Origin of the sequence: Pseudomonas sp. S49 (assembly GCF_009866785.1) — a bacterium.
In the GTDB taxonomy this organism is placed as follows: domain Bacteria; phylum Pseudomonadota; class Gammaproteobacteria; order Pseudomonadales; family Pseudomonadaceae; genus Aquipseudomonas.
Genome location: NZ_CP019432.1, coordinates 2,756,187 through 2,775,491 on the forward strand (window position 1 = coordinate 2,756,187; position 19,305 = coordinate 2,775,491).

Annotated in this window: 9 protein-coding genes; 7 read left to right on the forward strand and 2 right to left on the reverse strand. The window is 57.6% G+C overall.

The features are described from left to right. Positions 1 to 24 precede the first annotated feature (24 nt). The 5 genes from PspS49_RS12340 to PspS49_RS12360 all read left to right on the forward strand — a co-directional run bounded on the left by PspS49_RS12340 (position 25) and on the right by PspS49_RS12360 (position 13,971). On the forward strand, positions 25 to 474 hold the full coding sequence (locus PspS49_RS12340; RefSeq protein ID WP_095125772.1) for a helix-turn-helix domain-containing protein: 450 nt from the start codon (positions 25 to 27) through the stop codon (positions 472 to 474). 97 nt (positions 475 to 571) lie between these two features. Further along, positions 572 to 1,120, forward strand: coding sequence for a hypothetical protein (locus PspS49_RS12345; protein WP_160039499.1), 549 nt, complete (start codon positions 572 to 574; stop codon positions 1,118 to 1,120). A gap of 48 nt (positions 1,121 to 1,168) precedes the next feature. Further along, positions 1,169 to 1,579, forward strand: coding sequence for a lipocalin family protein (locus tag PspS49_RS12350; protein WP_095050056.1), 411 nt, complete (start codon positions 1,169 to 1,171; stop codon positions 1,577 to 1,579). Between the two features lie 155 nt (positions 1,580 to 1,734). Next, a complete protein-coding gene (locus tag PspS49_RS12355) occupies positions 1,735 to 3,441 on the forward strand; it encodes a ShlB/FhaC/HecB family hemolysin secretion/activation protein (RefSeq protein WP_160039501.1) in 1,707 nt (568 codons plus the stop codon). A gap of 24 nt (positions 3,442 to 3,465) precedes the next feature. Continuing rightward, positions 3,466 to 13,971, forward strand: a complete 10,506-nt coding sequence (locus PspS49_RS12360; RefSeq protein ID WP_160039503.1) for a toxin C-terminal domain-containing protein — start codon at positions 3,466 to 3,468, stop codon at positions 13,969 to 13,971. 571 nt (positions 13,972 to 14,542) lie between these two features. On the opposite strand, the gene PspS49_RS12365 is transcribed toward PspS49_RS12360, so the two are convergent. Both PspS49_RS12365 and PspS49_RS12370 read right to left on the reverse strand, forming a co-directional pair. Further along, the gene (locus tag PspS49_RS12365) at positions 14,543 to 15,586 is read right to left on the reverse strand and encodes an LLM class flavin-dependent oxidoreductase (protein WP_160039505.1); all 1,044 of its coding nucleotides are present in this window, start codon (positions 15,584 to 15,586) and stop codon (positions 14,543 to 14,545) included. 152 nt (positions 15,587 to 15,738) lie between these two features. Beyond that, the gene (locus PspS49_RS12370; RefSeq protein ID WP_160039507.1) at positions 15,739 to 16,224 is read right to left on the reverse strand and encodes a flavin reductase family protein; all 486 of its coding nucleotides are present in this window, start codon (positions 16,222 to 16,224) and stop codon (positions 15,739 to 15,741) included. Between the two features lie 324 nt (positions 16,225 to 16,548). Here PspS49_RS12370 and PspS49_RS12375 point away from each other — a divergent pair, with 324 nt between their 5' ends. Together PspS49_RS12375 and PspS49_RS12380 are read left to right on the forward strand one after the other, a co-directional pair. Next, entirely contained in the window at positions 16,549 to 17,955 is a 1,407-nt protein-coding gene (locus PspS49_RS12375; RefSeq protein WP_160039509.1) for a cytosine permease, read from the forward strand. A 249-nt stretch (positions 17,956 to 18,204) separates the two neighbouring features. Continuing rightward, positions 18,205 to 19,305 carry a polyamine ABC transporter substrate-binding protein gene (locus PspS49_RS12380; RefSeq protein ID WP_160039511.1) on the forward strand — a complete coding sequence of 367 codons (1,101 nt, stop codon included), beginning with the start codon at positions 18,205 to 18,207 and terminating at the stop codon, positions 19,303 to 19,305.

Consider the following 19,305-nt stretch of genomic DNA (forward strand, 5'->3'; position numbering starts at 1 on the left):
GCCACTGAAAGGGAGTACGTTTACGTGAAACGCAAAAGCCTGCAGGGCAATGCCTGCCCGGTCGCCCGGACGCTGGACCTGATCGGCGACTGGTGGTCGTTGTTGATCATTCGTGATGCGCTGGATGGCATCTGTCGCTTCAATGATTTTCAGAAGAGTCTGGATATCGCCAAGAACATGCTCAGCGCGCGCCTCAAGGGGCTGGTGGAGCAGGGGATTCTGCAGGCGATGCCAGCTGCCGACGGCGGCGCCTATAAGGAGTATGTGCTGACTGAGCGCGGCAAAGCCCTGCAGACCGTGATCGTCGCGCTGTCGCAGTGGGGCGGCGAGTTCATGTACGCGCCGGGTGAGCCGGGGTCGGTGATGGTTGATGCAAAGGATCGTCAGCCGATTCGCAAGCTGGAATTGATCTCGGCCGATGGTCGGTCGCTGGCTCCGGAGGACGTTGCGACGCGACTGGGTGTTGAGCACTGACCAACAAAGGTTTGACGCCAAAATGATGGCCAACTAGTATCGCGCCACTATTTTGATGTCATTCTTGGCGCCCGTCCTTAATCGAGAAACTTCGTCCGTGAATAAACACGCATTACTGCCTCTGGCTGTGATTTTTACGCTGGCAGGCTGCCATTCCAATGTTCGGGATTCTTCTCCAAGCCTGCTGAAAGATGGTGTTCAACTAGGCCAGAACAAAGTGGCAACGGATGACCAGCACGCCAAGGTCATCATGAAAGCCTCCGGTGGCACCCATCCGGTGGAGTTTTCCATCCGGCGCGCGGATGATCCTGACCGTCGAATGGAGGTCCTTGGCACCGTCGTCGATTCAGGTCGGGGCCATGTTTTCGGCTGGATCGCCAAACTCAATGAAGTGGCGAACAGCGCCACGGTCAAGCGCTTCCCGCAAGTGGAGGCACAAGCGGATGCCGACAAGCCCTTTGAAGTTTCGGGGTATTCGAACAGCCGGGTTACGGGAGGTATTTATACCTGCGGGCCGCTGACCACTGTTTTCACTCCCGAGCGTGGCAAGGTCTACCAGGTGGAGTTCCAGTTCAGCGGTGAGCATTGTGAACAGCACGTTTATGACGTTACTCAGCCCCGGCAGCGCACGCTCGTAAAGAGTTGAGTCGGCACGCACAGCGCACTGAATTTATCGAAAAAAAGGAAACACCCTGTGAAACGGAATCTCTCCCTGGCACTTATTATTCTGGCCGCGACATTGTCTGGCTGCGCCACTAATAAGCCGGTCGTTGACCCATCGCTGGTCGGTTCATGGAAAGGTCAGCGCGACGAAAACGGCAAATGCCAGTTCATGTCCTGGAAAAACCAGTTCAACGCCGACGGTACTTTCTCCATCACCTTTTTCCGCGACGCCAAGCAGACACAGAAGGTGCAAACCGAGCATGGCACCTGGACAGCTACCAATGGCAAAAGTGTGCTGAGAACCAATGGCGTCGCCGCACCTGATGTTTACACCTACAAGCTTACTGATGCTGACACGGTGCATTACGTCAATGTGGAGAAAGGCCCTTCGGCGGATTGCCAGGAAGATTATGCTTTTGATGAGCACCGTATTCGCGGGTAAGCCAGTCAGAAGCATTGCGGGGCTGCAACGGTCCCGTTTGTTCAATCCTTGATACAAACCCGACAAAAGGTCGAAACGATTGTTTGACGTCAAAATGATGGCCATCTAATATCGCGCCACTATTTTGATGTCACTTTCGTCTCGAGGGATCGAACATGTCCTCACCCGCCCTCGTGGCGAGGTTGTGCGTAGCTTTGCTGTGCCTGTCTCCACTTCAGATTGCCGTCGCCGCTCCTACCCCCGGTGACACTGACCTTATCCGTGACCGCCAGAACCGCCTGCTCGAAGAGCAGCAGCGGCGCCTCGAAGAACTCAAGGACCTGCCCGGCAAGGACGCCAAGCCTGCGCAACCGGCAGCCCCCACCGATACCCGCTGTTTCCCGATCAAAGACATCCAACTCAAAGGGGCCGACAGTCTTTCCGAGCGCGACAAGACTCGTCTGCTCAAACCCTATATCGGTGAATGCCTCGGTGTGCCGCAGCTCAACGAGCTGCTCAAAGTCATCACCGATCACTACATCGAGAAAGGCCTGGTCACCAGCCGCGCCTACCTGCCGCAGCAGGATCTGTCCTCCGGGCATCTGCAAGTGCTGGTGGTCGAAGGCAAACTTGAAGGCATGAAAGGCGCGGAAAACAGCCAGCTCTCGGAGCGCGAACTGGCCATGGCCTTTCCCGGCAAAACCGGTGACCTGGTCAATCTGCGCGAGATCGAGCAGATGGTCGATCAGCTCAATCGTCTGCCATCCAATCAGGCAAAAATGGAGCTGGCGCCCGGCCAGAACGTCGGTGGCAGTGCAGTGCTGGTCAACAACACCCCGCAGAAGCCATGGCGAGTCGGGCTGTCACGCAACAACGACGGCCAGCGCAGCACCGGTGAGCAACAGTGGGGCACCACGTTTGACTGGGACAGCCCGCTTGGCCTGGCCGATCAGTTGAGCCTGCGCGGTGGTCACGATGCGATGACTGACCATCAGCACACCTCGCGTAACGCCATGCTCAATTACAGTTTGCCGTGGGGCTGGTGGACGTTCAGCTACACCTATAGCCAGAGCGAATACCGCTCGCAAATCGCCGCCAACCTCTACAACTTCAAACAGACCGGCGACAGCGAAAACCATCAGTTGCGCGCCGAGCGGGTGATCCACCGCGATGCCGTCAGCAAAACCTCGCTCAGCGCTGGCCTGTCGTACCTGCGCACCAATAACTTCATCGAAGACAGCAAGCTCAAACTGAGCAGCAACCGCATCAGCGAAGCGCAGTTCGGCTTCAACCACGGTCGCCGCGTCGGCAGTGCTTTCGTCAACTTTGACGCCGGCATGCAAGAGGGCATTGGCGCCTTCGACGCTCAAGGCAGCCATGATCCGGGACCGGGTGAGCCGAATGCGCGCTATCGCAAATACACCGCCACCCTGAGCTACCTGCAGCCGTTCAAACTGTGGGGCGAGTCCTTCAGCTTCAGCAGCCTGATGACCGGCCAGCGCAGTGAAGACGTGCTGTTCAGCCCGCAACGCACCAGCCTTGGCGGCTCGTCGTCGATTCGTGGTTATAAGGACCAGTCGCTGTCCGGTGACAGCGGTGGTTACTGGCGCAATGACCTGCGCTGGAGTCGTCCGGTGACTGTCGAGTGGCTGCAACCGGTGTTCTCCGAATACGGCACTAGCCTCGGTTACGACCAGGGTGTGATCCAGAACGGTCGCTATAACGGCGATCAGCACGGGCGCATGTCGAGCAATTCGCTGGACCTGTTTGCCCGTGGTCAGCACGTCGCCGCCAGCGTGACCTTTGCCCATTCCCTGGAACGCCCGGACGCGCTGACCGAGCGTGAAGCACCGATCTATTTCCGTCTGGATTTCTTCCTCTAATACCGCCCGCCCCGAGATTCTGAAATGGACATCCTTCAACCGGCCTTTCTGGCCGGTCAGCCTGCTGCTGCCGAAAAAAACCGCGAACACTTCCTCGGCATGCCCAAGCGCGGGCTGGCGTTTCTCTTGGCGAACGTCATGTTCTGGCAACCGATGTGGGCGCAGGCCGACGGTATTGTGGTGGCCAATCCGAACACCTCGCTGGATCGCGCCGGCAACGGCGTGCCGATCATCAATATCGCCACGCCCAATGCCAGCGGCCTGTCGCATAACCAGTTCCATGATTACAACGTCGGCGCGCAAGGACTGATCCTCAATAACGGCTCGACGCAGAATACGATCACGCAATTGGGCGGGCATATCGTCGATAACCCGAACCTGAAAAACAGCGGTTCGGCACAGGCGATTCTCAACGAAGTCATCAGCGGTAATCCAAGCCAGTTACGCGGTTACACCGAAGTGGCGGGGCAGTCAGCACGGGTCATTGTTGCCAACCCTTATGGCATTACCTGCAACGGTTGCGGGTTCATCAACTCGCCACGGGTGACGTTGACCACCGGCAAACCGGTGCTCGACAACGGTCGGCTAGACCGTTTTCAGGTTGATCAGGGTTCGGTGGCCATCGAAGGTGCAGGCCTTAACGCGACCAATGTCGACCGCTTCGAAATCATCACCCGCAGCGCAAAGATCAACGCGCAACTTCAGGCGCAGAACCTGACCATCGTTGCCGGTCGCAATGACGTCAACGCACAAACCCTCGATGCCACGGCCCGCGCCGATGACGGTAGCGCCAAACCGCAACTGGCCATCGACTCCTCGGCGCTGGGCGGCATGTACGCCGGGGCAATCAAACTGGTCGGCACCGAGGCAGGGGTCGGGGTGAAACTCGACGGCAAACTGATTGCCAGCGGTGGTGACATCCAGCTCGATGCCAACGGCCAGTTGAGCCTCGCAGAAACCTCGGCCACTGGCGCAGTCAACGTCAAAGCCGCCAGCCTCGACGCGCAAGCTGCGGTCTATGCCGGCACCGCGCTCAACGTGCAAACCCAAGACAACCTGACCAACCGCCAGACCCTCGCGGCTCGCGACAGCATCAGCCTCAGCGCGGGCGGGCAACTGACCAACGCCGGCACCATCGAAGCGGGCGTCAACGCCGACGGCAGCCGCAATGCCAGCGGCGATCTGAGCCTGACCGCTCAGCATCTGGACAACACCGGCAAGAGCTTGCTCGCCAGCCGTAATCTGACGGTCAACGCCGCCACCCTGAACAACCAGAACGGTACGCTCAGTGCAAAAAACATCGCCCTCACCGGCGGGTCTCTGGACAACCGCAGCGGTCAGATTCTTGGCGATCTGGGCCTGAACATCGATCTCAGCGCGGCGCTGGACAACCGTGATGGCGTGCTCGGTTCCGGGCGGGCGGTAGACCTCAAAGCCGCCAGTGTCGATAACCGCGATGCCGGCTCGGTGGTCAGCGATGGTGGTCTGACGCTGCGCGTCAGTGGCTTGCTCGACAATCGCAACAAGGGCGAGATTACCGCCAAAGGCGCGACGAGCCTGACCAGCCAAAGGCTGGACAACAGCGGCGGCAATTTCAGCAGTCTCAATGGCTTGGTGATTACGCTTGATGATGCGCTGACCAATGCTGGCGGCGTCATCAGCAGTGAAGGCACGCTGACCCTCAACGCCGGGCGTATCGATAACAGCACCGGCAACCTGAGCAGTGCTGGCAAGCTCACGATCACCAGCGCGGGAGCATTGCTGAATCGGGCAGGTTCGATCAGCACCGATAGCCTATTGGCCGTCAACAGTGCAAGCCTGGACAACAGTCAAAAAGGCCTGATCATCGGTAAACAAGACAGCCGGGTCGATACCGGTCTGTTCGACAACAGCAATGGTCAACTCCTCGGGCAACAAGGTTTGACGTTGCGCGTAGCGCAAGCTTTGAACAACGTCAAAGGGGTGATTTCCGGCGCGTCCGTGGACAGCCACAGCGCCAGCTTCGACAACCATGATGGTCTGATCAGTAGTCGCGGTGTGTTGCTGCTGACCACCGACAAAACGCTGGATAACCAGCAGGGTACGGTGATTGCCGACGGCCAGCTCACGCTCGCGGCCGGTGTTCTGGACAACCGGGTCGGTAACATCGCCGGCAAGTCGGACGTCAGCGTGCAGGCACAGAACCTCAACAACCAGAAAGGCAAGTTGATCGCCACCGGCGTGTTCAAACTCAACGCCGATCAACTTGATAACCGTCAAAACGGTCTGTTGGGCTCGACCAAAGCCATGACCTTGACCGTTGGTGAACTGGACAACCGTGGCGGCGAAATCAGCACCAACAGCGATCTGCTGCTCACCGGTAAAAAACTCGACAACAGCGATGGCGGCAAGCTGTTTTCCGGCAAGGCGCTGAAGCTGACCATCGATGAAGTAATCAACCGCAACAAAGGCCTGATCGATGCGGGCACGCTCTTGAATGTGCAAGCGCGTACTCTGGCCAACAACGGCGGTGAATTGCGCAGTCAGCAAACCATGCTCCTGACCGCCGCCGACGCCTTTGATAACACCCAGGGCAAGGTCAGCAGTGAAGCGACGTTGACGGTCGACGCCGCGCAGATGAGCAACGCTCAAGGCAGTCTTTCCAGTGCCACTGATTTGAAACTGGTCAGCCGTGGCGGCGTGGATAACCAGGGCGGCAAGGTTGTCACCGATGGTGCACTCCTCATTGAAAGCGCCAGCCTCGACAACCGCCAGCAGGGCACGCTCAGTGGTAAAGGTGCCGTCACCGTTACCACCGGCGCCTTCGATAACAGCAACGGCCTGCTCAGCAGCGCCGATACACTGAACCTCGTCGCCGCTCAGGTCACCAATGCTGGTGACGGCATTATCGGCAGTCAAGGTGCTTTGACGGCTTCGGTTACAGGACTCGATCAACAGGGCGGCAAGCTGTTCAGCAACACGCGTCTTAGCCTGGATTTGAATCACGGTCAGTTGAACAACGGCGGTTTGATCAACGCCCCTGGCGCACTGCTGCTCAAACAACTCAACGGCGTCAACAACCAAGGCGGGACGATTTCCAGCGCTGAAGCTTTCACGCTGACCGCGCAAAGCCTGGATAACGGCAACGGCAATCTCTTGAGCAATCAGGGCCTGACCCTGCGCATTGCCGCAGCACTGGATAACGTCAAGGGCATGATTGGCGCCGCTTCCATTGATGTCCGCGCGGGAAGCGTGAACAACGGCGGTGGTGGCCTGATCAGTCGTGGCGATCTGGACATCACCGTCGACGGCCAACTGCGTAACGACGCCAAAGGCCTGATCAGCGCTGCAGAAGCACTGCGCATCGACAGTGCCGAGCTCAACAACCGTGACGGTGGCTTGATCAATAGCAAAGGCAATCTGACGCTGAAGGCGACGGGGCTCGACTCCAGCAATGGCGGCGAAGTCTCCGCCAACGGTGACGTTGACCTGACACTGACCTCGTTGACCCAGAACGGTGGGCGACTGCTGAGTGACCAATCGATCACCGTGGATCTGGCCAACGGCGACCTCGACAACCAAAACGGTCTGCTCACCGCCAAAGGCCCGCTGACTCTCAAGCGCCTGCGCGATCTGAGTAACCAGAACGGCGAAGTCTCCAGCAACCTCGGTTTTGACCTCATCGCCCGGGCGGCAAACAACAGCGCCGGCAAAATCATCAGCGGTGAAAAACTGTTGGTACGCGGCACCGAACTGATCAACCAGAAAGGCCTGCTGTCCGGCTGGCAAGGGCTCACTGTCAACGGCAACAGCCTCGATAACCGCGACAGCGGCACGCTATCCAGCAAGTACGCCGATGTCACTGTTGATCTCAAGGGGGCGCTACTCAACAGCGGCGCGGGTGCCGTGGTCGCCCAGGGCAATCTGAGCGTCAATGCTGGCAGCGTCGATAACAGCGACAAGGGCAACCTCAGCAGTGGAGCAGGGCAGACCCTGACGCTGGCCGGTGCGCTTAATAACAATCAGGGCGGCCTGATTGCCAGTGGCGCAGCGCTGGATATCGTCAGCACGGCATTCAGCAATATCGGCGGTGTGATCAATGCACAGCAGCTCTTCAATGCCACGGCATCGAGCCTCGACAATCGTGGCGGACAGATCGCCAGTAACGATGCGATCACCCTCAACCTGAGCGGTGACCTGAACAACAATGCCGGTAAACTCGCTGCTGCCGGTCCGCTGTTGATCAAGGGCGTAACTGATCTGCACAATCAGAACGGCCAGCTCGCCAGCCAGAAAACCCTGGAACTGCGTACCGGCTCGCTGGATAACAGCAACAAGGGCACGCTCGCCGCCAACGACCACTTGCTGATCACCGCGACGGGCGCCGTCAGCAACCATGCCGACGGCCTCATCTACAGCAAGAATGCCGATGTGCAACTGCACGCGGCCAGGCTGCTCAACGGCAAAGGTTCGTTCCAGAGCGACAGCGGTCTGACCCTGGAAATCAGCGGCGACTTCGACAACCAGAGCGGCAAAGTCATCGCCCAGAACGGTGATGTGCTGATCAAGGCTGCCAACATTGATAACCGTGGCGGTACGCTCGCCAGCATCAAAGGTGCACTGGAAGCGCGCACGGTTGGTGTTCTGCGCAATGGTTTCGACCTGAACAACAATCGTCAGGGCGGCATCATTCAGGCACAGAGCCTGACGCTGACGGCATTGGCGGGCCTCAACAACAACGGCGGGCGGATCTCGGCGCAAGCGGCAGACAGCAGCATCACCACGGCGGCGCTGGATAACGGCGCTGGTGTGCTTTATGCGAAAGGGCTGCTGGGTGTTACCGGCGCGAGTCTCGATAACAGTGGCGGACAGATCGCCGCCGAGCGTATCGACTTCGGCCTCAGCGGTGCGCTGCGCAATGGCGCGGGCGTCATCGAAAGCAACAGCCAACTGAGTGTCAAAGCCAGCGCGGTTGATAACCAGAACGGTCGCCTGCGCTCGCTGGGTACCACCGGCAAGACCGAATTTCAGATTGGCGGCCAGCTCGACAACCGCAATGGCGTACTGGAAACCGCCAACACTGACATGACCCTGGCGGTCGGTAGCTTCCTCAACAGCGGCGGGCAGCTCAACCATGTTGGGCGCGGCAAGTTCGATATCTCCACAGCCAATGTGCTTGGTGCTGGTGGCAGCATCGTCACCGGTGGGCTGCTGGAACTCAATGCCGATACCTGGAACAACACCGGCGCGATTCAGGCCGGTCGCCTGAACGTGAACGTGCGCGAATTCAGCCAGAGCGCGAGCGGCAAACTGCTGGCTTCGGAGTCTTTGCAGGCTCGGGGCGGCAACTGGACCAACAACGGACTCATCGCCAGTGATGGCACCCTCGACATGCAGTTGGGCGGTGTTTATGCGGGCACCGGCCGCTTGACCAGCCTGCGTGGCAGCGAACTGACCGTTGCACAGATGAATATTGGTGCGGGCGGCAGTTTCGCTGCAGGCGCGACATCGACCCTCCGTGTCGGCGGGCAATTGCTCAACTCGGGACGCATTTCCTCAAGCGAAGATCTGACCGTCAACGCCGGCAGCGTTGTCAACTACGGCAGCCTGGGGGCGGCGCAGAACCTGTCCATCAACACGCCTTCATTGCTCAACGATCGTGGACTGATTTTCAGCGGCAATGACATGACGCTCAGCGTCGGCAATCTCACGAACCAGAACGGTGATTTCTACGGGCTGGGTAACGTGACCGTAAAGGGTTACGGCACCGCGCAAGCCAGCCAGGTGTTGAACCTGTCGGGTTCGATGGAGAGCGGCAAAACCTTCAAGATCGACGCTGCCAACTTCGCCAACCGCACGTCCGGTGACGACGGTACCCAAAACTTTGCCCTGAATCGCAAGCTGGTTTCCGGGTTTATCGCCGTTCAGTGTGGCGATTGTTCGGGCAGCACTTACGACGTCAACTTTATTGCTCGTGAAGTCTTCGAGGGTGGTCAGGACAACGACAATACGGCCTCTTCCTTGCTGACTGCCGGTGGCGATTTTGTCTTCAACGGCGGTGAGTTCCTCAACAGCAAAAGTACGCTCAGCGCTTCCGGCAACATCACCATCAATGCCAACAACCTGAGGAACGTCGGCGCGGTCAGTGGCAGCATCGAGCGCACCCGAATCTACCATACTGGCGCAATTTACTTAGGCACTTTCAACGCCTTCATGCCTGAGGTGATTGGCTACAACCAGCGCAATAACCCTGACTTTCCGAACGTCTATTACATTGACGGCAGCGGGAACATCGCTCAGGGTGTCGTTTCATCGGCAAAAGGGCGAGAGCCTGGCCATGATGGCGGCACGACCTATGTCGTCGTAATCAAGGATTCGGTGACCAACAAGTCCGTCTCCTCCTTGACCCAGTCCGGATATTCGTGGGGAAATACCAGTCCTCAATCCCAATACGACCCCAACAACCTCGTGGAAATGCCCACCAGATTGCAGGGGTTCACGCTGACTGATGATAAAGAGCGTCCCCTGGACGGCGCAAGTACTGCTGCCGGTCGCAATGCGGTTATCCAGGCAGGCGGCAAAGTCGCGATCACGGCCGCCCGGACCATTGAAAACGCCGTCATCCATGAGGACTACGGCTCAACCGGCGGAACCAACAAAGTTGCCGACACCAAGGTCGGGAACAGCGGCACCACTGTTATCCGCATCAACAGTCAACTGCCACCAGACCTCGCGCAGCAGCAAGTCAATCCACTGAGCTTGCCAGGCTTCTCCCTGCCCACCGGGGAAAACGGCCTGTTTCGTTTGAGCGGGCAGGGCAGCAGCACTTCATCGTCCGGCAACGGTCCCGCGCCAACCTGGACGGTGGGCAGTGAAGCGATCAGCGCTCAGGACCATATGGCCGTCGCTACCAGTGGCGGTCCGCGCAATCTGTTTATTGACGCGCCGGCCCAGGTCTCCGACAGCACCCGCGCAGTCGATACATTCCGTCGCACGCCGAGTGTTGGTAACGACGCCAAAGACTCGATCGACAACCGCCCGGTGACCCGCGTCACCGGCCTGCCGGACACGAAGGCACCGTCCAACGCGCACAAATACCTGATCGAAACCAACCCGGTACTCACCGACCTTAAGTCGTTCATGAGCTCCGACTACCTGCTGGAAAAACTCGGCTATGACCCCGACCAAAGCGCCAAGCGCTTCGGTGACGGTCTCTACGAACAACGCCTGATCCAGCAAGCCGTCACTGCGCGCACCGGTCAGGCCTTCCTCGACGGCCAGACCTCTAACGAGGGCATGTTCAAGTACCTGATGAACAACGCCATCGCCAGCAAGGACGCGCTCAACCTGTCGGTCGGTGTGGGCCTCACGTCGCAGCAAGTCGCGGCACTGACCCACGATATCGTCTGGCTCGAAGAGCATGAAGTGAATGGTGAAAAAGTGCTGGTGCCGGTGGTGTATCTGGCCCAGGCCAACGGCCGTCTCGGCCCGACCGGCGCGTTGATTGCCGGTAACGATGTGACGCTGATTGCCGGGGAAAACCTCGATAACGTCGGCACCTTGAAAGCGACCAATAACCTGTCGGCGACGGCGGGCAAGGATTTGGTCAATAGTGGATCAATCGAGGCGGGTAATCGTCTGGATCTGTTGGCGACCAACAACATCGTCAACAAGGCCGGCGGGATCATTGCCGGACGCGATGTCAGCCTGACCACGCGCACGGGTGATGTGATCAACGAGCGGACCCTTACCTCGTCCGACAACAGCACTCGATATGCCAAGCAACATAATGACTATGCCGATAACGCAGCCCGCATCGAAGCCGCCAATGACCTGACCGTCAAAGCGGCGCAAGACATCAACATCGTTGGCGGCGTCATGCAAAGCGGTCGCGACATGACAATGAACGCCGGTCGCGACGTCAACGTGTCGTCCGTGCAAGTCACCAACAGCGTGTACATGGACGCGAAGCACAACCGCAGCGACATCACTCAGTTGGGTGCCGACATCGATGCCGGGCGTGACTTCAAGGCCGATGCCAAGCGTGACATCGCTGTCATCGCCAGTGAGATTGATGCCAAGCGTGATGTAGCGATGTCAGCGACTGAGAACATGCTGATCAGCTCGGCGGCGGACGAACAACACTCGCTGTCCAAAAGCAAGAAAGTCACCCGTCAGGAAGACCATGTCAGTCAGGTCATGTCCGGCATTACCGCGGGTGGTGACGTGTCGCTGGCGGCAGGGCAAAACCTCGCCGTGGTGTCCAGTCGTGTCACTGCTGGCGATGAAGCCTACCTGGTCGCGGGTGATCGTCTGGATATCCTTGCTGCGCAGGATACCGATTACTCGCTGTATGACATGAAGAAGAAAGGTAGCTTCGGCAAAAAGAAAACCAAGCATGACGAAGTCACTGATGTGAAGAACATCAGCAGCGAAATCACCTCCGGCGGCAGCATGCTGCTCGCCAGTGGCGGCGATCAGCATTATCAGGCGGCCAAGCTGGATAGCGGAAACGACCTAGTTATCAGCAGTGGCGGAGCCGTCACGTTCGAGGGCGTGAAGGACCTGCATCAAGAGAGCCACACAAAAAGCAATACCAGCCTCGCCTGGAACTCGATGTCGGGCAAAGGCAAAACCGACGAGACTTTGCGCCAAAGTCAGCTAATTGCCAAAGGGCAATTGGTGATCAACGCGGTTGATGGCCTGAACATCGACATCAAACAGATCAACCAGAAAACGATCAGCCAGACCATCGATGTAATGGTGAAGGCAGATCCACAACTGGCGTGGCTGAAAGAAGCCGAGAAGCGCGGTGACGTCGACTGGAAACTGATCAAGGAAACCCACGACTCGTTCAAATACAGCAGCTCAAGCCTTGGTCAGGGCGCGATGTTGGCGATCATTATTATCGTCACTGTGCTGACGGCGGGTGCCGCGAGTGCGGCGGTGGGAACTGCCGCCAGCGCTGCGGCGGGATCAGGGACAGCCATGGCAGCTGCGGGCACGGCAACCGCATCGGCAGTTGCCGGTGGTGCTGCAGTCGGCTCAACAGTCGCTGCAGGGTTGGGGAACGTGATGGCCTCTGCGGTATTGACGTCCATGGCCAGCGCCGCCGCCGTTAGTACGATCAATAACAAAGGTAACGTGGGAGCAGCCTTCAAAGACGCCTTCTCTTCTGAGAACCTCAAAGGCTATGTGCTCGCAGGCGTCACCGCGGGCATCGCTGCACAGTTTGGCTTTAACCCTACAGAGTTGACGTTAGATTCGGCCGGTGCCAAGGCAGTGACAACCAAGATTGCAGCGGACACGGTGGCCAAAACGGCAATTATGGGAGGTAGCCTGACGGATAATTTGGTCGACGCTACGGTAGGGGCAGGGATCAGTATTGGCGGGGCCCTTGGGGCCAGCAAGATCGGTGATGTAACTCTGTTTGAAAACGGCAAGTTAACGAAATTCGCGATGCACGCGGCTCTCGGCGGCCTGATGGCTGAGGCCATGGGCGGCGACTTCCGTACGGGGGCTCTAGCTGCGGGGGCAAATGAAGCGGTCGTAGACTTCTTAGCTGAAAAGTTGTTACCGGTAGGTATGGATAGAAATAGCCTCGAGTATCGGCAAGGGATCAGCAAGTTGCTGGCTGCGTCTCAACTAATTGGTGTTTTAACGGCGGCCGTGACGGGGGGGGATGCATCGTCAGCCGCTGCAGTTACGGCCAACGCAACGCAATACAACAACCTCGACCACCCATCTGCTGAAAGGTTACTTGAAGAACTTCAAGGTTGTCGGGTTACCGCCGGCTGTAGTTCAGAAAATATTCGCGAGATTATTGCGCAATACGAAGATTTATCCACCACGCGTTCGATGGCAATCAATGCCTGTGATAGTAGAGCATGTGTAGACTCGATTCAAAAAAGTGCCGTTTCATTAGAAACGCCGGTGGCCAAGGATTTGATGGCGTTTTTGCGTCAGCATGTTTCTTACGATATGGCCGGACTCCTCACCGGGAATCCAGGAAGTATTGCCGTTCCATCGCAAGGGGTCGATGGTTGGGGAGCTTTGTTTACTTCGGACAAACAAATAGCTTTTGCGAAGAACCTAAAGGAAGGTTGGCTGACGCAGAGTGAGTTGGCAGGTGTCGATCAGTGGGTCAAGGAAACCAGTTGGCTTAATCCACAGTCTGGACAACAGCTGTCTCTAGAAGAGCGAGCAACGTTGCTGACTGAGCTCAAGTTCACGCTGGGAATGGCCATCCTAGGTAAAAGCCCGATCAGTGCAGGTAGTGGCGGTCCAACGACTAGCCGTGTAAAAATTGAGCCTGTGTACAAAACTAACGCTGAGGCTCAGCAGGCGGCAAAAAAACTGGGATTTGAAAAAATAAACGAGACAATCCACGGTGGTCAGGCAATATTCAAGAAGGGTAAGTATTATATTACTCGAGACATCGCTGGGCATGTTGGTGGTGCGTGGAAGATGGCAGACTCTGTCAAGTCACTTGGAAGTAAAAAGACTAGGTCAGGGACTTATGACATAAACTTAAATCGTATTGGAGATTGACATGATCGATAAAAAAAATCCCGATTGGATTGGCCGGGGGAAAACTATTAAGCAGCTTATATCGGAGCTCCAATCGTTCGAGAATCAAAATTTGTTAGTTGAGTTGTCAACGGATGATGGCGTGACTACAAAATCGATTAATTTGGTTGTCAAATCTGGAGATGCTTGTGTGTTGATAAGTTGCAGTTCGTAGAGAATAAATGGGGGCGCGTTTAGAGTAATTTGATAAACGCAGTCTGTCCCTGAGGGATCCCCACAAACCTACTCCAGGCTCTGCGCCTGATGATGCACCTCATCACGCAGAGTTTTCTCCAATGTTTCCCAGTCTCCGCTGCCTCCGAACTCTATGCATCTACGCCAATACTCTAGGCCCCGTCGCCACAATCAGAGCACAGGTCTTTCTCTGAGGCCGCTGCTTTGATAGCGCCGTCCCAGATGACTTTCACTCGCCTTAAGGGAGGCCGGGATCTGGTCGATTCCGGGAGTCGTAGTGTCTTGCCGATAGCCAAAAAATAAAACGCCCCGAACACTGTCGGGGCGTTTCATAGGTCAAGCTCAATCAGCAGAACACTTACCGAAACGCTGGCACCACATGCTTGATAAACAACTCCAACGACTTCTTCTTCTCCTCATGCGGCAAGCTGTTGTCACACCAGAAACTGAACTCATCCACCCCCAGTTCCTGGTAATACTTGATCCGCGGAATAATCTCTTCCGGCGTACCAATCATCGCCGTCTTGTGCAGACTCTCCAGTTCGAACTCCGGACGTCCGGCAAACTTCTCTTCCGGGCTCGGCGCCAGAAAGCCATTGACCGGTGTTTCTTTGTTGCCAAACCACGCATCGAACGTGCGATAAAACCGTGAGATCGCTTTCGCGCCGATTTTCCAGCCATCCGGATTATCAGCGGTGTGCACATGGGTGTGACGCAGCACCATTAATTGCGGGCGCGGTACATCTGGATTGTTGTCCAGCGCGGTCTGGAACTTGTTCTTCAGGTCGAGGACTTCTTCGTCGCCCTTCATCAATGGTGTGACCATCACATTGCAGCCGTTGGCCACGGCGAAGTTGTGTGAATCCGGGTCGCGGGCGGCGATCCACATTGGCGGATTCGGCTTTTGGATCGGTTTTGGCACGCTGGTCGAGGTGGGGAATTTCCAGATGTCGCCGTCGTGGGCGTAGTCGCCTTGCCACAGGGCGCGGACCACCGGGACCATTTCGCGCAATGCCTGGCCACCAGATGAGGCAGGCATGCCGCCGGCCATACGATCGAATTCAACCTGATAAGCGCCACGGGCGAGGCCGACTTCCATACGCCCGTTGCTGATCACGTCGAGCAACGCGCATTCGCCGGCAACGCGTAGCGGATGCCAGAACGGCGCGATGATGGTGCCGGCGCCGAGGTGGATGGTGGTGGTTTTGGCGGCGAGGTAGGCGAGCAGTGGCATTGGGCTTGGCGAGATGGTGTATTCCATGGCGTGGTGTTCGCCAATCCACACGGTGCTGAAACCGCCGGCCTCGGCCATCAGGGTCAGTTCGGTGAGGTCTTCGAACAGTTGGCGGTGGCTGACGCTTTCGTCCCAGCGTTCCATGTGGATGAACAGGGAAAATTTCATGACGCTTCCTCGGATCTTTTGTTGTTGAGGCTACAAAACTTGTAGGAGTGAGCCTGCTCGCGATGGCGGTGTGTCAGAAAACATATCGACATCGGATAAATCGCTATCGCGAGCAGGCTCACTCCTACAGTTGATTTGTGCGGGGCTGACGATCAGGCCAGGACGGGCAGGGCGCCCATCTTGCCGTGGCAGTACACCAGCGGGCCGGCGTTTTGCTCGGGGACGATCAGGTTCTTCACCGCGCCGACCATGATGGCGTGGTCGCCGCCTTCGTATTCGCGCCACAGTTCACATTCGATGATAGCCGTCGCGTTGGCCAGGATCGGGTTACCCAGTTCGCTTAAGGTCCATTCGATGCCTTGCGCCTTGTCTTTGCCTTTGCGGGCGAAGGCGTAGGCTTCGCTTTGCTGGCCGCCGGACAGAACGTGGATGGCAAAACGTTTGTTCTTGATCAGTACCGGGTAGGAATCAGAGCTGTAGTTGGGGCAGAACAGCACCAGCGCCGGGTCCATCGACAGCGAGCTGAACGCGCTGGCAGTCAGGCCGACGATCTGACCGTCATCGTCCAGGGTGGTGATAACGGTTACGCCGGACGGGAACGAGCCCATGACTTGTTTGTAGATGGCGGCATCGATCATTGGTCGGTCCTCGGGTGTGGTGCTGCTGTTTTTATGTGTTTGTTGGTCTGATGGTATACCAGTATTCAATCTTTGCAAGGGCTTTTAAGCTGAACCGATAAACGTGCTGCGTTCGTCGGAAACTCAGTATTTACGGGGCTTGCGGCTGGTCTGCAGGCCACGGTTTCAGCGAGGATGGCGTATCAGTTGGCACCGCAAACTACGGATCAGTCTTGTGAATTGTTTGGAATACCATAATATGGTCTGCATCTGAGGGGCGGCCAGAGAGTCCCCCCGGTTTGGCTTCATACAACGATAAGAACAGACAAACTCGAGTTCATGCATATGTCCCAGATGTCCCGGCAAGATCCGTTGATCGAGAATCATACGGTCGACTACGTCCCACTCGCGGAACGCCACGGGAAGGCCCGCGACCTGTTCACCCTTTGGTTCAGCACCAACATTGCGCCCCTGCCCATCGTCACCGGTGCCATGGTGGTTCAGGTGTTCCATCTCGATTTGCTCTGGGGGCTGCTGGCGATTGCGCTGGGGCACCTGATCGGCGGTGTGGTGATCGCGCTGGCGTCGGCGCAAGGCCCGCGTATGGGCATTCCGCAAATGGTCCAGAGTCGCGGCCAGTTCGGTCGTTACGGCGCGCTGCTGATCGTGTTCTTCGCCGCGCTGATCTACATCGGTTTCTTTATTTCCAACATCGTCCTGGCGGGTAAATCCATCGTCGGCATTGCGCCGTCGGTGCCGGCGCCGCTGAGCATTCTGATCGGCGCACTGGCGGCCACGGCGATTGGCGTGATCGGCTACAACTTCATTCACACGCTGAATCGCATCGGCACCTGGGTGATGGGCAGCGCGTTGCTGGCCGGGTTCATCTATATCTTTGCCCATGACTTGCCGGCGGACTTTCTCACTCGCGGCAGTTTCAACCTGTCCGGCTGGCTGGCGACGGTGTCGCTGGGGATCATCTGGCAGATCAGCTTTTCGCCGTACGTTTCCGATTACTCGCGTTACCTGCCAGCGGATATCGGTATTGCCAAGCCGTTCTGGGCGACTTATCTGGGCGCGACGCTGGGCACGATTCTGTCGTTCAGCTTCGGTGCGGTGGCCGTGCTGGCGACCCCGGAAGGCACCGAGGCGATGGTCGCGGTCAAGCAATCGACCGGTTGGCTGGGGCCGATTTTGATGGTGCTGTTTCTGCTCAATATCATCAGTCACAACGCGCTGAATCTGTATGGCGCGGTGCTCTCGATCATCACCTCGATCCAGACCTTCGCCAGCCAATGGACACCGAGCATCAAGGTGCGCGTCGTGTTGTCGAGCGTGGTGCTCGCCGGTTGCTGCGTGGTCGCGCTGGGTGCGTCGGCGGATTTCATTTCCGAGTTCATCGGTTTGATTCTGGCGCTGTTGTTGGTGCTGGTGCCGTGGGCGTCGATCAACCTGATCGACTTCTACCTGATCAAGCGCGGCTGCTACGACATCAGCTCGATCTTCCGCGCCGATGGCGGGGTTTACGGGCGCTTCAACCTGCACGCGATCATCGCTTATTTCATCGGCATCCTCGTGCAACTGCCATTCGCCAACACGTCGCTGTATGTCGGACCGTACGCCAATCTGGTTGAGGGTGCGGACTTGTCCTGGCTGGTGGGCCTGGTTGTCACCGTGCCGTTGTATTACTGCTTGGCAACACGCAGCCAGACACAGCAGAGCAGGGCGGCGAGATTGGGTTACACCGACTGAGCTGATCCGTTACTCAACAATGCCCGGCCAAGTGCCGGGCATTGTTGTTTCCGCATCCCGGCGGTCAATCAAATTGGCCACATCGATCCCCTTTTGGCCCATCCCCCACTGTGCTCCAGCTACGCTGTCAGCAAGAATCAAAACCATAACCAGACGCTGAATCTTTTTTACCCTTGGCTACCTTTACAGCCGCTGCCGTGTACAGAACATAAAAACCATCGAACTCACGCTGCCTTTTGGGGAACAACCATGGTCACGATGAAACGCATTCTGGGAGCCACTGTGTGTGGGCTGACGCTGCTGGCCGGGGCCGTCCAGGCTGAGCAACGCGAACTCCGCGTGTACAACTGGGCGGATTACATCCTGCCGTCCGTGCCCAAGGATTTCGCCGCAAAAAGCGGCATCAAAGTGACCTGGGACACCTTCGACACCAACGAATCCCTGGAAGCCAAACTGCTGACCGGTAACTCCGGTTACGACCTGGTGGTGCCGTCGAACCAGTTCCTCGAAACGCAGATCAAGGCTGGCGTGTTTCAGAAGCTGGATAAATCGAAACTGCCGAACTGGAGCCACCAGGATCCGGAACTGTTGAAACTGCTGGGCAAGAACGATCCGGGCAACCTGTACGGCGTCCCCTACATGGTCGGCACCGTGCTGATCGGCTTCAACCCGGCCAAGGTCAAGGCTGCATTGGGTGACAACGCGCCGGTGGACAGCTGGGATCTGGTGTTCAAACCGGAGAACATGGAAAAACTCAAATCCTGCGGCGTGGCGATGCTTGATTCGCCGACGGAAATCCTGCCGTTGGCCCTGCATTACCTGGGCCTCGATCCGAACAGCCAGAACCCCGCCGATTATGAAAAGGCCAAGGAGTTGATGCTTAAGGTTCGCCCGTACGTGACCTATTTCAACTCGGCCAAGTACATGACCGACATCGCCAACGGCGACATCTGCGTGGCCATCGGTTACTCCGGCAGCTTCTACCAGTTCGGCAACCGCGCCAAAGAAGCCGGCAACGGCGTAGTGGTTGACTGGCGCTTGCCGAAGGAAGGCGCGCCGATCTGGTTCGACACTTTCGCGATTCCGAAGAGCGCGAAAAACGTCAGCGAGGCCCACGAATTCCTCAACACCTTGCTCGACCCGAAAGTGATCGCGCCGATCAGCGACTTCCTCGGTTACCCGAATGCGAACAAGGATTCGATGCCGCTGATCAACAAGGAAATCACCGGCAACCCGAACCTGACGCCGACCCCGGAAGCGCTGAAAAACCTCTACGTTGTGCAGCCGTTGCCGCAGAAACTTGAGCGTGTGCGTACACGGGTGTGGACCAGCATCAAGTCCGATAAGTAA